Genomic DNA, 13,989 nt, shown 5'->3' on the forward strand with positions numbered 1-13,989 from the left:
CGCATTTGATCGCCTTTGCGCAAATTACCCGCAATTCAGCCGGCAAGAGTTGAGGCGTGCAATATCCAAGGCAGACCGACGGGCGCGCCCACAATGAGCGGATTCATTGCCGGTGGTACATCAGCTGCATTCACCTTGAGCAATGACGGCTTTTGGCCTGACATCGATGCAGACGATGTGCGTGAAGCGCAGCGCATCAATCCCAGCGTCACCAACAAACGGCTTGAAGTCGCCATCGTTGGCGCCCTCATAAGCGTAAACCGCCTGCTATTAGCCAAAAAACTCAACTGGCAGGCCGAAGGCTTCACCACCTTGGCCGATGTACCTGCCGAACAGATCAACGGTGCCAGCATCCTGCAGGCGCAGTACCTGCGCGCAATCTACTGCGCCACATCAGTTGAAGTGGCCGAGCGCTACCGCAGCTACGACACCACCAACACCGGCGAGAAAAACGCCGAAGAACTCACCGCCTCCATTGATGAGCTGCGCCGCGATGCCCGTTGGGCTGTGAGTGACCTACTCGGCTTACGCCGCACCACGGTCGAGCTGATCTGATGGAAACCACCCACGCCCTGCAAGGCGACAGCCTCGACCAGCTCTGCTGGCGGCATTACGGCCGCACCGCTGGCGTGGTTGAGCAAGTACTTCAAGCCAACCCCGGCCTTGCCGAGTTGGGCACCACGCTGCCCCACGGCACCCGCGTAAACCTACCCACCGCCCAAGCAGCAGCTGAGCAAAGCCAAATGGTGAATTTATGGGACTGATTTATTTAGCGCTCTACAAAAGCAAAGGCACATTTTTTAATCGCCTTATACGCCTGTGGACACGATCAAAATTCAGCCACTGTGAGCTGGTAATGCCAGATGGTCGTTGGTTGTCTGCCTCGGCAATGGATGGTGGTGTGCGCGCCAAGAATGTCGACTTCAACCCAAACCACTGGCACTTAATCCCGCTGCCCTGGGCGAATCCTCAACTGATTGAGCAGGTATTCGCGCGCCACAAGGGCAAGGGCTATGACTGGCTAGGCATCTTTGCCAGCCAAATTCTACCGATGGGCATCGATGACAAAAAGCGCATGTTCTGCAGTGAGTTCTGCGCCCGCGCCCTCGGTTTCACAGTGGGCCAGCGTTTCAGTCCGGCACTACTGGGTGAGGTGGTTGATCGCATCAACCAGCTGTCATTTGTGCAGATCGCCCACAGCCCGAACGTAGGCCATGACCTCGCCGGCAATCCTGATCAAACAGCAGTAAGGACGCACCATGCCTGAGCCAACTACCGGCGCAGTTGTCGCCACCGCCGCCGCTGGCGTCGGCCTCGCAACCTTAATGCCCGCGCTCGATGGCAACGCCCTGTTTGGCGCCATCATCGGTGCGGCGCTCATTGCCATGCACCAGAGCGATATCAAGCCTTGGCAACGCATTCTCGGACTGCTTATTTCCGCGTGCGTGGGTTATGTCAGCGCCTCTGAAATCGTCACCCAAACACCCATTACCCAAACCGGCCCCGGTGGTTTTGTCGGAGCCATTATCGTTGTGCCCCTCGCCCTAAAAGCCCTAGAGCTGATCCAGAAAACCGATTTTTCTGGGCTGGTACCGGCTTGGTTCAAACGAGGGGGAGGAGAGTAAACATGCTCACCACCCTGATGCCCCTACTCGCAGCCGTGGCCTACATCGCCTCAGCCATGCGCCTTGTGTGCTTCCAGCGCAATGGCGCCCGAATCCGGCGCGGCATATCGCTCATCGCCTGCCTGCTGATTGCCGCCCTGCTCTGCGCTGGCTTAGAAATCTTGCTGTACCAGCCCCACGTCAGCCCATGGCAAACCGCCATCGCCGTGATTTTGCTCATTCTCGTTTACCGCTCACGCGGCAACCTTGCCGCCCTGCTGAGGCCAACCCTATGACCGTTACCCTAAGCCATGGCGATCGCTCGCAAGCCGTTGCTCTGCTGCAAAAAAAACTCAATGCCAGTGGCGCCAAACTACGGGTAGACGGTGACTACGGCGACGAAACCGAGAAGGCTGTGCGCGTTTATCAGCGCAAAGTGGGCCTGGTGGATGACGGCATTGCCGGTTCTAAAACCCAAGACGCGTTAGCCGGTAAAAGCTGCGCAAACCTGCTCGGCCATGCCGACCTTTCAGCAGCAGCGAAACGCTTGGGAGTTGATATAGCCATCGTGTTAGCAGTCAACCAGGTGGAAAGCCTCGGCAATGGATTCGCCAGCAACGGCAAGCCCACCCTACTGTTTGAACGGCACATCATGTACCGCCAGCTGTGCAGCCCACAGCACCCGGATGACGACGCAAAGCAACTCAAACAGCATGCCGATGAGTTGGCGCGGCTCTATCCAAACCTGATCAACTCGGCCCCCGGTGGTTATGCAGGCGGTACCGCAGAGCACCAACGCCTGGCCCGCGCCCGCATGATCGATGACAGCAGCGCCCTCGCATCAGCCAGCTGGGGCGCCTTCCAGATCATGGGTTACCACTGGCAGTTGCTCGGTTACAGCAGCGTGCAAGAGTTTGCCGAACGCATGGCCAAGAGCGAGGCCGAGCAGTTTGAGGCATTTGTGCGCTTCATTGAGGCAGACCCAGCCCTGCATAAAGCCCTGAAAAACAAAAAATGGGCAGAGTTCGCCAAGCGCTATAACGGCCCGAGCTACGCCCGCAACCTCTACGACACCAAACTAGAGCGCGCTTACCTGCAGCACGCTCAATGTCAGCCGGAGGCCTTAGCAGCATGATCGACATCGAGAAGATAAAAAAACTCAGCCCACGCGATGGCGACGTATTTGTGTTGCCAATCACCACGCCTGGCGACATCGCCGCATCTTTTGCAGAAGCCCTTAACATCGCAGTACCGGGGCTCAAGGCTACGGTGATCATCGGTGAAGCCCAGCAACTAAGCACCGCCCAAATGAATGCCGCCGGCTGGTACCGCGCATGAGCACCCTGCGCCAAGCGTTGCTAGGGCTTGCCCTGATCGCTGCACTTGGCCTGCTCATATGGGGCCAGCAACAGCGCATCAAGCAGGCCGACACCCAAGCCAGTGCCAGCGCGCAATTGGCCAGCCAGTGGCAACAGGAGGTCGCCCGCGTCACCGGCCACGCCAACCAATTAAGCGAACTGCTGAAAGTCGAGCGCAATGCACAGACCAGCCTGCGCAAAACCCAAGACTTGCTGCGTCAAGGGCTCACAGAGCGCGAGCAGAGAATCGAGGTGCTTAAACGTGAAAACCAAGCCTTTAAAAACTGGGCTGCTCAGCCTTTGCCTGAGCCTGTTAGCCGCTTGCGGCAACGTCCCGCCATCACCGGCGCCGACGCTTATCGTCAGTGGTTGTCCGGCAGTGGTGCCCTGCACCCTCTCACCGAGCAGCCCCAGCCTTAACGGCGAACTGCTCAGCGATACAGAGCGCACCGAAAACGATTGGGCCACCTGCGCAGCCCAAGTTGATGCTGTTTATGCCTGCCAACAGCGCCTACTAACCGAGCAACCCCATGAATAAACTCAACAGCTTGCGCACCCACCTGCTGGCCAACGTGCCAGAACTCAAATACAACCAAGAGCGCCTGCTCATTTTTGTTGATCAGGGCCGCATTCGTGCCACAGCTGCGCCGGGTTTATCGTTTGAGTACAGCTTCACGCTTAACATCATCCTCACCGACTACACAGGCTCACCAGACGCCGTGGCGGTGCCTTTGCTGGCATGGGTACTGGTGAACCAGTCCGAACTGATGACCAACCTCGAAAAAGGCAAAGAGTCCATACAGTTTGAAGTAGACGTGATCGATGAAAATCAGGTTGATATGTCGCTCACATTGCCCCTGACTGAGCGCGTAATCGTCAAACGCCTGGAAGATGGCACCCTGCAGATCACCCACCCAGAAGAGCCGCAACTTGAAGAGACCTTCACACTCGAAAGCATGAGTATCGAGACTCCGCATGACTGATGACCTAAGCGCACTCGAAGACTGGGCAGGCGCCCTGCTCACGAAGCTGCAGCCCAAAGAGCGCCGCCAACTCAACACCAGCATTGCCCGCGAACTGCGCCGCAGTCAGCAGCAACGCATTGCAGCCCAGCGCAACCCAGACGGCACCGCCTACGCCCCGCGCAAAGCCCGCGAACTGCGCCAAAAGCAAGGCCGCATCAAACGCAAGCGGAAGGCCGCCCCAATGTTCACCAAGCTGCGCCAAGCCCGCTATTTAAAAGTGCAGAGCACCGCAAACAGTATCGCTATTGGCTTTCTCGGGCGTACTGCACGCATTGCCCGTGTTCACCAGTACGGATTGCGTGATAGCCCCGGCAAAACCTCGCCAGACACCCGCTACGATCGCCGCGAGCTATTGGGCTTTAGCTCAAGTGACCTCGATATGATCCGCGACAGCTTGCTCAATCACCTCACCAGATAGTCTGGCGCTGTAAGGCCTCGCACTACAAAGCACCCACCGTGCATCGCGCGCGTGAGCACGCGAGCATGACGGCATGAACTCGCTAGCCGAAATTACCCGCCGCCTCGACAACATGATCCGCCTTGGCACCATCGCCGAGGTCGACCATGGCGACCCCGCACAGCAGTTGCCAGCATTGTGCCGCGTCACCAGTGGCACCATCACAACCGGCTGGTTGCCCTGGTTAAATCTGCGCGCCGGCACCACACGCACCTGGAACCCGCCAACTGTGAACGAACAGTGCCTGGTATTCAGCCCCAGCGGCGAACCCACGCAAGGCATTGTTTTGCTCGGGCTCGACTCCCTCGGCAACCCTGCGCCCAGCAACAGCCCAGCCAAAGACCTCACCGTCTACCCAGACGGCGCGCAGATCGAATACGACCACGTTGCCCATCACCTACGCGCCATCCTGCCTGCAGCCGGTACCACCACGCTCGAAAGTCTCGGCGGCATCACCATCAAAGGGCCAATCACCCACGAAGGTGACTACACCCAAACCGGCAATCAGAACGTCACCGGTACCGTAACCGTTAGCCAAGACGTAATCGCCGCCGCCGTAAGCCTGGTTAACCACAAACACACAGGCGTAACTGCTGGCAGTGCGCAAACAGGTAAACCGGCATGAACCGCACCAACGGCAGCGCCATTGGCGATCTCGACCACCTGCGCCAAAGCGTGAGCGACATTCTTACTACCCCCATTGGCAGCCGCGTGATGCGCCGTGATTACGGCAGCCAGCTCATGGAACTCATCGACCAGCCATTCAACGGCACCACCAAGCTGCGCGCCTATGCCGCCATTGCCATGGGCCTCATGCGTTGGGAGCCACGCCTCAGCATCAGCCGCGTGCAAATCAGCCAAGGCAGCTCAGCCTACCAAGCGATCATTGATTTAGAGGGCACCCGCATCGACACCAACCAAGCCATCAGCCTGCAAGTGCCGCTGGTAATGGGAGCCATTGCATGAGCAGTTTCAGCCCGATCGACCTTTCCCTGCTACCCGCCCCCGAGGTAGTCGAATCGCTCGACTATGAGGTGATTTTTGCCGAGCGCAAAACCGCCCTTATTAACCTGTTCCCGGCCGATCAGCAGGCCGATATCGCCGCCCGCCTGGAGCTGGAATCCGAGCCCCTGGTCAAACTTCTGCAAGAGAACGCTTACCGTGAGCTGAACTGGCGCCAGCGCGTTAACGAGTCTGCCCTTGCCGTCATGCTGGCCTTTGCAACAGGCAATGACCTGGAACAGATCGCCGCCCGTTTCAACGTCAGCCGTTTGACCATCACCCCAGCCAACCCCAGTGCCACCCCACCGGTTGCCGCCGTGCTGGAAGGTGACGACAGCCTGCGCGAACGCACCCAAATGGCGCTTGAGGGCCTGAGCACCGCAGGACCGCGCAACGCCTATATATTTCATGCGCGTACTGCCGATGGCCGTGTAGCCGATGCAACTGCCATCAGCCCAGCCCCCTGCTACGCCACCATCACCGTGCAGTCAGCCACAGGTGATGGCACTGCTTCACAGGATCTGCTCGATGCTGTGGCCGCTGCCCTGAATGATGAGGACGTGCGCCCGGTATGCGATCGCGTAACCGTACAAAGCGCCACCGTGCTGCCTTACACCGTAACCGCCGTGCTCTATGTCGACAGCCTCACGCCTGAGTCTGAGCTGGTATTGCAAGCCGCACAGGCTGCGCTGAGCAGCTACGTCAACCAACGCCGGCGGCTGGACCGTGGAGTCTATCGCTCGGCCATTGATGCCGCGTTGCATGTTGAGGGCGTGCGCTATGTTGAGCTAACCGACTGGGAAGACATCGCGCCAAACGAAACCGCTGCTGCGTATTGCACCGCCACTAGCGTCACCCTCGCAGAGCTGCAAGCGTGAGCACCTACCAATCGCTGATGCCCGCCAACAGCACCGCGCTTGAACGTGCGGCGGCACAGGCGCTGGCCAACATCGAGCGCGTACCGGTAACGCTGCGCGAACTGTGGAACCCCAGCACCTGCCCAGTTGAATTACTGCCCTACCTTGCGTGGGCGTTTTCGGTGGATCGCTGGGACAGCAACTGGCCAGAAGCAACCAAGCGCAAAGCCATCGACGGCGCATTTTTCATCCACGCTCACAAAGGCACCATCGGTGCGCTGCGCCGCGTGGTCGAGCCGTTGGGCTATCTGATTGAGGTGCGTGAGTGGTGGGAAAACCAGCCGCTAGGTGTGCCAGGTACGTTTCAACTGCAAGTAGGCGTGCTGGAAACCGGCATTACCGAAGAAATGTACATCGAGTTGGTGCGCCTGATTGACGACTCCAAACCACTCACCCGCCACCTCACCGGCCTCGCCATCAGCCTTGAAACAAAGGGCACAACCTACATTGGCGCCGCCATGAATGACGGCGAAACCCTCACCGTATATCCCTACTCACCCGGCCCTATTGAAGTCAGCAGCCCTGCGTTGCTGTTCGGTAGTTCTGAGCACTCAATCGACACTATGAGCGTGTACCCATGAGCCAAACTTATTTCGCCATCCTCACCGCCATAGGCGAGGCCAAGCTGGCCAACGCCGTGGCCCTCGGTACTCAACTGCAAGTCAGCCGCATGGCAGTCGGCGACGGCAACGGCAACCTGCCAATTCCAAACCGTTCGCAGACTGCCCTGGTCAACGAACAATACCGCGCAGACCTCAATACCCTGAGCGTGGACCCGGTAAACGACAGTCAAATCATTGCAGAGCTGGTAATCCCAGAAACCACCGGCGGCTTTTGGTTACGTGAAATGGGCCTGTATGACGCTGCCGGAGACCTGATCGCCGTCAGCAATTGCCCGCCAAGTTACAAGCCAGAACTCGCAGAAGGCTCAGGCCGCACGCAAGTACTGCGCATGATTCTAATTGTGAGCAGCACTGCAGCCGTGCAGTTAAAAATCGACCCGAGTGTCGTGCTGGCCACGCGAGCCTATGCCGACAGCCTCATCACCGCGCACCAGGTCGCCGCCGACCCGCACAAGCAGTACAAGCTACGCGGTACCTTTACCAGCCTCAGCGCAAACGCCCTGCTCACCGCTGCCCATGAGGGCTTTATTGTACTGGACGCAACCGCCGGCGACCGCGCCCTCACCCTGCCACTCAACGATGCCACCTTCGGCGTGCGCGACCTGCTCATCCGACGCCTAGATAACACCGGCAACCGCGCCAAGGTGCAGACCAGTGGTACGGATAAAATCAAATTCCACACTCATCTGAACCCAGCCGGCTACGCCTTCCTGTACCTGATGGGCGCTGGTGACTGGTGGCACCTGCGAAGCGATGGCGCGGGCAATTGGTGGCCCATTGCTCGGCGCGATGACGCTCCGCTCGGGCGGCTGAGCTTTGAGACGTCAACAGCCATCCAGCCCGGTGGTTACGGCCTGCCGCATGGTGTTCTGCTTGTGCGTGCTGATTGGCCGTGGATTTGGGATCACGCACAGGCATCAGGAATGCTTGTAGATGATGCTGGTCGCGCAGGGTTTGAGGGCTGCTGGACGCGCGGCGATGGCGCTACGACTGTGCGCTCGCCGGATATTCGGGCTGAGTTCCTGCGCGCTCTAGATGAGGGGCGCGGCGTTGACATCAATCGAATTGCAGGTAGCGCGAAGCTCGATCAGATACAGGAACACCTTCATGGACTTAGGCAGGTTACGGGCAGTCTCGCAGCAGGTTCAAACCCCTACATCATCTCGGGAGCTAGATTATCGGGGGCAAATACTGACGCTCTTGCTAGTGGACGTTCTGGTAGTGAAACCTTCCCTCGCCACATTGCCTCCCCGGCCCGCATCAAACTGATCTGAGGAGCTAAAAATGTACACTTACATCGCAGATAGCGCCGGTGTTCTCACTGGCCCGGCAGAACTTCCCGTAACACCCGGACTAGGCATTCAGGTGCCAAGCAACGCCTTTCAGTTAGCCATTGAACTGGCACAGCCGGCAGCGGGTTGCGTCTGGGTGTTAGTCGATGGTAAGCCCCAGCAGTTGGCAGACCATCGAGGAACGGTTTACAGCGCCGTTACCGGTGCTGCCGAGCAGCACACCGAACTAGGCGAGCTGCCCGAAGGTCTCACCACCGAGCAGCGCCCAACAGCAGATCACAGCTGGACAGGCAGCTCTTGGGCCTTCGATGCATCCAAGCAGGCAACCAACCGGTTGGCGTTATCGGTAAGCCTCTGCGAAACAGTGGACGCCGCCGCCGATGCTGCGCGCCTCAAAGTAGCCGGCGACCCACTACGCGCCACAGAATACGAACGCGCAGCCATCGAAGCCCAAGCGTTCAAAGACGCAGGCTACCCAGCTGAATCAGTCCCGCGCACCGTTGCAGCTTGGGCAATCAATAGCCGCACCGCCGAGCAAGCGGCTGACAGCATTCTCGCGGAATCTGCCGCCTACACCGAGGCGTTGTACTGCCTGCGCGAAGTGCGCCTCAATGGCAAAGAGCAGGTGCGGGCGGCAATGGATGCCGGCAACGTCGAGCTCGCCCAGCAAATCACCGAGCAAACCATCGCAAAGATAAACACCGACATCGCAGGCGTGGGCAACAACCCAAGCTAAGCCCAACCAAAGCCATCAACACAGCCCCGCCAGCCGGGGCTTTTTCTTGTGTGCGCTGTACCCCCGCCCCCTACAAAGCCAACAGCTCGCCCCATACCCGCGCGCGCGTCACCCTGCAGGCTCAATGGCTCAGCACTCTGGGCCGCGACTCAGCCACAGATTCGCTCATTAAGCCGCGCAGGAGCAGCCGCCCATGGCAACCGATTACCACCACGGCGTTCGCGTCATCGAAATCAACGAGGGCACGCGCCCCATCCGCACAATCTCAACCGCTGTGATTGGTATGGTTTGCACTGCTGCCGATGCCGACGCAGCGGCCTTCCCGCTTAACACGCCGGTACTAATCACCGATGTGCTCAGTGCCATTGGCAAAGCCGGTACCGAAGGCACGCTCGCCGCCAGCCTTGATGCCATTGCCGACAACGCCAGCCCGCTCACCATCGTCGTGCGCGTTGAAGAAGGCGCAGACGCTGCAGCAACAAGCGCCAACATCATCGGCACCATCACTGCCGAAGGCCAATACACGGGCCTCAAGGCGTTGCTCGCTGCCAAGGTGAAACTCGGCGTCACACCCCGCATCCTCGGTGTACCAGGGCTGGACTCACAAGAGGTCGCCACCGAGCTAGTCGCTATTGCGCAAAAACTGCGTGCGTTCGCCTATGCCAGTTGCTGGGAATGCGCCACCGTCACCGAAGCTATCGCCTACCGCGACAACTTTGGCGCCCGCGAGCTCATGCTCATCTGGCCCGACTTCTTGTCATTCGATGCCGTAGCCGAAGCCACCACCACAGCCCCGGCAGTGGCACGCGCACTGGGCCTGCGCGCCAAGCTCGATGAGCAAGTGGGCTGGCACAAAACCCTGTCCAACATCCCTGTAAATGGCGTGACCGGCATTAGCAAAGACGTGTTCTGGGATCTGCAAAACCCAGCCACCGACGCGGGCCTGCTCAACGAAAACGAAGTCACAACCCTCATTCGTGAAGGTGGCTTTCGCTTCTGGGGCTCACGCACCTGCAGCGATGATCCGCTGTTCGCCTTCGAGAACTACACCCGCACCGCCCAGGTACTGGCCGACACCATGGCCGAGGCGCACTTGTGGGCAGTTGATAAGCCCATGCACCCAAGCCTGGTGCGCGACATCATGGAAGGCATCAACGCCAAGTTCCGTGAGCTCAAAGCCCTCGGCTACATCATTGATGGCGCGTGCTGGTACGACGAATCCGTCAACGACGCCACCACCCTCAAAGACGGCAAGCTCTACCTCGATTACGACTACACGCCGGTACCGCCGCTGGAAAACCTGCAGCTACGCCAGCGCATCACCGACCGTTACCTGGTCGACTTCGCCAGCCGCATCGGCGGTTAAACCATAGGCCGCACCCGGCAACTATTTAGGAGAGCGCCGCCATGGCACTGCCAAAAAAACTCAAGAACATGAACCTGTTCAATGACGCCGCCAGTTACATGGGCGTTGCCAAAACCGTCACCCTGCCCAAGCTGGATCGCAAAATGGAAGCATGGCGCGGCGCTGGTATGGATGGCCCAGTTGAGGCCGACATGGGCCACGGTGATGACGGCATTCAGCTGGAATGGACCCTCGGCGGTTGGGACCTCACCGCACTGCGCCAGTACGGCATCACCTCAGCCACAGGCGTGCAACTGCGCTGGGCAGGTGCGGTACAGCGTGACGACACCGGTGAGGTTTCTGCCGTTGAAGTGGTGGTGCGTGGTCGTCATAAAGAAATCGACTTTGGCGATGCAGAGCCCGGCGAAGACACCGAGCACAAAATCGCCACCACCTGCGCGTATTACAAGCTCACCGTTGATGGCAACACCGAAGTAGAAATCGACCTGCTCAACTTTGTATTCATCGTCAACGGTGAAGACCGCCTCGCCGAGCAGCGCAAGGCCATCGGCCTCTAACCCCATGCGCGCCACGCCTGTGGCGCCATTACCTGCAATACCCTCAAAGGAGCCTCACCCATGAAGCAACCCGAATACAGCGCCCCCATTCTTTTGGTCAACGGCATTACACGCGGCAGCAAAAAAACCACCTCAATCAGCCTGCGCAAACCAGCCTCTGGCGAGCTACGCGGCCTGCGCTTGGGCGACCTGCTGCAAGGTGATGTCAACGCCGTGATCAAGCTGGTACCGCGTATTAGCGAACCCACCATCACCGAGCAAGAAGCTGCCGTGATGGATGTTTACAACCTCACCGAATGCGCGGATGCGATCGCCGTTTTTTTGCAAGTGAAGGGCGAACCTGCGACAGCGGACTCCCCCGAGGCGTAGACGACGCCATGGCCGACATTGCTCTGGTGTTCCACTGGGCTCCGGAGCAAATGAACGGCATGGAATTAAACGAACTGATTGAATGGCGCGAGCGCGCCCGAGAAAGATGGGAGCTAATGCATGGCGCGCGATCTAAAACTTGAGGTAGTACTGCAAGCGCTGGACCGCGCCAGCAAGCCATTCAAAACCATTGGCAAAAGCAGCGTTGGCCTTGCCAACGACCTGCGCAATACCCGCACAGAGCTCAAAGGATTACAGGCGCAGCAAAAGGATGTCTCAAGCTTTCGCGCACTGCGCACCGCCAGTGACAAAACTGGCAGCGCCCTGCAGGAAAACCGCGACAAAATCCGCCAGCTATCCCGCGAGCTCGGCGCAGCAGAGCAACCCAGCAAAGCCCTCACTCGCTCATTCCGTGACGCTGTGCGTCAAGGCCAAGCACTTAAAACCAAACACGCAGAGCAGCAGCGCGAGTTGCAAGGCTTACGCGGCAAACTCAATGCAGCAGGCGTAAGCACCCGCAACCTCGGCCAGCATGAGCGGGAACTGCGCCAATCGGTAAACCGCGCTAACCAGTCACTCAGCCAGCAAGAATCTCGGTTAAGACGCTTAACCGCCCAACAGCAACGCCTCGCCTCTGCAAAGCAAGGTTTTCAGCGCACTCAAGGGCTGGCTGGCAGCATGGCAGCGCAAGGGGCTGGAGGCTTAGCCGCTGGCAGTGGCATCCTGTACAGCGGTGCGCGCATGCTGGCACCGGGGCTGGATTTCGACGCCAGCATGAGCAAGGTGCAAGCCCTCACCCGGCTTGATAAAAACTCACCGCAACTCAAAGCCCTGCGCGACCAGGCGCGCGAGCTTGGCAGCAGCACGCAGTTCACGGCAGGCGAAGCCGCCAATGCTCAGGGCTTTCTGGGAATGGCCGGGTTTAAACCCGAAGCAATTAAAGACGCCATGCCCGGTATGTTGGATCTGGCTAAAGCCGGAGATAGTGACCTCGCAGAAACAGCCGACATCGCCTCAAACATCCTCACCGGCTTCAACCTGCAGGCAAAGGAAACCGGCAGGCTTGGTGATGTCCTGGTCGGCACCTTCACCCGTTCAAACACAAACCTGCAAATGCTCGGCGACACCATGAAGTATGTTGCGCCAGTAGCATCGAGCGTGGGCCAAGACATCGAAACCGTGGCCGCTATGGCGGGCAAGCTTGGTGATGCAGGTATTCAGGGCAGCATGGGCGGTACGGCACTGCGGGCAATTATGAGCAGGCTTTCCGCGCCACCCAAAATGGCCGCAGCAGCGCTCGACCAACTCGGCATCAGCGCCAAAGATGCCCAGGGCAATCTGCGTGATATGCCAACCGTGCTGCAGGAGATTTACGATAAAACCAAAAACATGGGTGACGCCGATCGCGCGGGCCTACTCAAAGGCATAGCAGGTGAAGAAGCCGTAAGCGGCCTGCAGGTTCTGGTCAAGCAAGCTGGCACAGGCGAGCTGCAAAAGTTTATCGGCACCCTGCGTCAAACGCGTGGTGAGGCGCACCAAACAGCCAAAGTCATGGGTGACAACCTCAAAGGTGACATTACCGCCCTTGGCAGCGCCTGGGATGATCTCGGCATCCAGATTCAGGAACAGCAAGATGGCCCGTTCCGTGACCTGGCACAAACCGTAACCCGAATCGTCGGGGGGGTTAAAAGCTGGGTTGCTGAAAACCCAAAACTCGCGGGCGAAATCATCAAAACTGCCACCGGTATTGGCGTGCTCATGGCCGGTATGGGTGGGCTCACCTTAGCCATGGCCAGCCTGCTTGGCCCATTTGCAGTGGTGCGCTACGGCCTCATGCTGTTCGGCATTCGCAGCGCCGGGCTGCTGTCGCCACTGCTAACGCTGGGCCGCACCGCTCTGCCGCTGGTGGCAAAAGGCATCATGCTGATTGGCCGTGCCATGCTACTCAACCCAATCGGGCTGGCTATCACCGCCATTGCCGGCGGCGCCTACCTCATCTACCGCAACTGGGACACCGTAGGCCCGTACTTCAAAGGCCTCTGGGCCGAGATCAAACAAGGTTTCAGCGGTGGGCTGGGTGACATGGCCACCACCATTCTCAATTTCAGCCCACAAGGTTTGTTCTACCGCGCCTTTGCCGGTGTGATGAACTACTTCGGCGCAGAGCTGCCGGCCAAATTCAGCGACTTTGGCGCCATGCTGATTGACGGTTTGGTGAGCGGATTTACCGGCGCACTGGGCAAACTCAAAACCGCTATCACCGGCGCAGGTGACTCAACCATTGGCTGGTTTAAAGACAAGCTCGGCATTCACAGCCCCTCGCGTGTATTCGCAGAACTGGGCGGCTACACCATGGCCGGGCTTAGCCAGGGCATCGAGCGCAACCAAAGTGGCCCACTCGCCAGCATCACCAGCCTCGGCAAGCAACTGGCGCAGGCAGGCGCGCTCACGCTGGGCATTGGTGCAGGCAGTGCCGTCGCGCTCGACAGCCGCGCACCACTGGCTGCAGGCAACAGCAAACCGGCCATCAATATCGCCGGTGACACCATTCAAATCACCATCACCGCCGGAGCCGACGCAGCGAGCATTGAGCAACTGCTCAATAAATTGCTCAACGAACGTGAGCGCAACAAGGCTGCACGCGTGCGCAGCGCCTTGTTTGATACCGAATAACCGGAGTACT

General features: G+C 59.2%; 22 protein-coding genes. All 22 read left to right on the forward strand.

Annotated features, from left to right (window positions below; genetic code table 11):
- Positions 1 to 93 precede the first annotated feature (93 nt).
- On the forward strand, positions 94 to 555 hold the full coding sequence (locus BM395_RS02885; protein ID WP_090508804.1) for a head completion/stabilization protein: 462 nt from the start codon (positions 94 to 96) through the stop codon (positions 553 to 555).
- Positions 555 to 764, forward strand: a complete 210-nt coding sequence (locus tag BM395_RS02890; RefSeq protein WP_090508805.1) for a tail protein X — start codon at positions 555 to 557, stop codon at positions 762 to 764. The genes BM395_RS02885 and BM395_RS02890 overlap by 1 nt, the downstream gene beginning before the upstream one ends.
- 92 nt (positions 765 to 856) lie before the next feature.
- On the forward strand, positions 857 to 1,267 hold the full coding sequence (locus tag BM395_RS02895; protein ID WP_141124072.1) for a hypothetical protein: 411 nt from the start codon (positions 857 to 859) through the stop codon (positions 1,265 to 1,267).
- A complete protein-coding gene (locus tag BM395_RS02900; protein WP_090508807.1) occupies positions 1,260 to 1,625 on the forward strand; it encodes a putative holin in 366 nt (121 codons plus the stop codon). Before BM395_RS02895 ends, BM395_RS02900 begins: the two co-directional genes overlap by 8 nt.
- A gap of 2 nt (positions 1,626 to 1,627) precedes the next feature.
- Positions 1,628 to 1,900 (forward strand): phage holin family protein, encoded by a 273-nt coding sequence (locus tag BM395_RS02905; RefSeq protein WP_090508808.1) that lies wholly within the window; start codon positions 1,628 to 1,630, stop codon positions 1,898 to 1,900.
- On the forward strand, positions 1,897 to 2,739 hold the full coding sequence (locus tag BM395_RS02910; protein ID WP_090508809.1) for an N-acetylmuramidase domain-containing protein: 843 nt from the start codon (positions 1,897 to 1,899) through the stop codon (positions 2,737 to 2,739). The genes BM395_RS02905 and BM395_RS02910 overlap by 4 nt, the downstream gene beginning before the upstream one ends.
- Complete coding sequence (locus BM395_RS02915) at positions 2,736 to 2,942, forward strand: hypothetical protein (protein WP_090508810.1); 207 nt, start codon at positions 2,736 to 2,738, stop codon at positions 2,940 to 2,942. Before BM395_RS02910 ends, BM395_RS02915 begins: the two co-directional genes overlap by 4 nt.
- Positions 2,939 to 3,382 carry an Rz-like lysis system protein LysB gene (lysB, locus tag BM395_RS02920; RefSeq protein WP_090508811.1) on the forward strand — a complete coding sequence of 148 codons (444 nt, stop codon included), beginning with the start codon at positions 2,939 to 2,941 and terminating at the stop codon, positions 3,380 to 3,382. The genes BM395_RS02915 and lysB overlap by 4 nt, the downstream gene beginning before the upstream one ends.
- The gene (gene lysC / locus BM395_RS23525; RefSeq protein ID WP_244528926.1) at positions 3,273 to 3,500 is read left to right on the forward strand and encodes an Rz1-like lysis system protein LysC; all 228 of its coding nucleotides are present in this window, start codon (positions 3,273 to 3,275) and stop codon (positions 3,498 to 3,500) included. Before lysB ends, lysC begins: the two co-directional genes overlap by 110 nt.
- Positions 3,493 to 3,945, forward strand: coding sequence for a phage tail protein (locus tag BM395_RS02925; protein WP_090508812.1), 453 nt, complete (start codon positions 3,493 to 3,495; stop codon positions 3,943 to 3,945). The genes lysC and BM395_RS02925 overlap by 8 nt, the downstream gene beginning before the upstream one ends.
- Positions 3,938 to 4,405 carry a phage virion morphogenesis protein gene (locus BM395_RS02930; protein WP_090508813.1) on the forward strand — a complete coding sequence of 156 codons (468 nt, stop codon included), beginning with the start codon at positions 3,938 to 3,940 and terminating at the stop codon, positions 4,403 to 4,405. The genes BM395_RS02925 and BM395_RS02930 overlap by 8 nt, the downstream gene beginning before the upstream one ends.
- Before the next feature lie 73 nt (positions 4,406 to 4,478).
- Positions 4,479 to 5,069, forward strand: coding sequence for a phage baseplate assembly protein V (locus BM395_RS02935; protein ID WP_090508814.1), 591 nt, complete (start codon positions 4,479 to 4,481; stop codon positions 5,067 to 5,069).
- Positions 5,066 to 5,410: a GPW/gp25 family protein gene (locus BM395_RS02940; protein ID WP_090508815.1), complete on the forward strand. Its 345-nt coding sequence runs from the start codon at positions 5,066 to 5,068 to the stop codon at positions 5,408 to 5,410. Before BM395_RS02935 ends, BM395_RS02940 begins: the two co-directional genes overlap by 4 nt.
- Positions 5,407 to 6,324, forward strand: a complete 918-nt coding sequence (locus BM395_RS02945) for a baseplate J/gp47 family protein (RefSeq protein ID WP_090508816.1) — start codon at positions 5,407 to 5,409, stop codon at positions 6,322 to 6,324. The genes BM395_RS02940 and BM395_RS02945 overlap by 4 nt, the downstream gene beginning before the upstream one ends.
- Positions 6,325 to 6,341: 17 nt before the next feature.
- Positions 6,342 to 6,944, forward strand: a complete 603-nt coding sequence (locus BM395_RS02950; RefSeq protein WP_090509198.1) for a phage tail protein I — start codon at positions 6,342 to 6,344, stop codon at positions 6,942 to 6,944.
- Entirely contained in the window at positions 6,941 to 8,260 is a 1,320-nt protein-coding gene (locus tag BM395_RS02955) for a phage tail protein (protein WP_090508817.1), read from the forward strand. Before BM395_RS02950 ends, BM395_RS02955 begins: the two co-directional genes overlap by 4 nt.
- A gap of 10 nt (positions 8,261 to 8,270) precedes the next feature.
- Positions 8,271 to 9,014, forward strand: coding sequence for a hypothetical protein (locus BM395_RS02960; protein ID WP_090508818.1), 744 nt, complete (start codon positions 8,271 to 8,273; stop codon positions 9,012 to 9,014).
- Between the two features lie 193 nt (positions 9,015 to 9,207).
- A complete protein-coding gene (locus BM395_RS02965) occupies positions 9,208 to 10,380 on the forward strand; it encodes a phage tail sheath protein (RefSeq protein ID WP_090508819.1) in 1,173 nt (390 codons plus the stop codon).
- A gap of 41 nt (positions 10,381 to 10,421) precedes the next feature.
- Positions 10,422 to 10,937, forward strand: a complete 516-nt coding sequence (locus BM395_RS02970) for a phage major tail tube protein (protein WP_090508820.1) — start codon at positions 10,422 to 10,424, stop codon at positions 10,935 to 10,937.
- Between the two features lie 60 nt (positions 10,938 to 10,997).
- A complete protein-coding gene (locus tag BM395_RS02975; protein ID WP_090508821.1) occupies positions 10,998 to 11,306 on the forward strand; it encodes a phage tail assembly protein in 309 nt (102 codons plus the stop codon).
- 8 nt (positions 11,307 to 11,314) lie between these two features.
- On the forward strand, positions 11,315 to 11,449 hold the full coding sequence (locus BM395_RS02980) for a GpE family phage tail protein (RefSeq protein ID WP_090508822.1): 135 nt from the start codon (positions 11,315 to 11,317) through the stop codon (positions 11,447 to 11,449).
- On the forward strand, positions 11,427 to 13,979 hold the full coding sequence (locus BM395_RS02985) for a phage tail tape measure protein (protein ID WP_090508823.1): 2,553 nt from the start codon (positions 11,427 to 11,429) through the stop codon (positions 13,977 to 13,979). Before BM395_RS02980 ends, BM395_RS02985 begins: the two co-directional genes overlap by 23 nt.
- Positions 13,980 to 13,989: the final 10 nt, after the last annotated feature.

It is taken from the genome of Pseudomonas marincola (assembly GCF_900116605.1).
Classification (GTDB): Bacteria; Pseudomonadota; Gammaproteobacteria; order Pseudomonadales; family Pseudomonadaceae; genus Aquipseudomonas; species Aquipseudomonas marincola.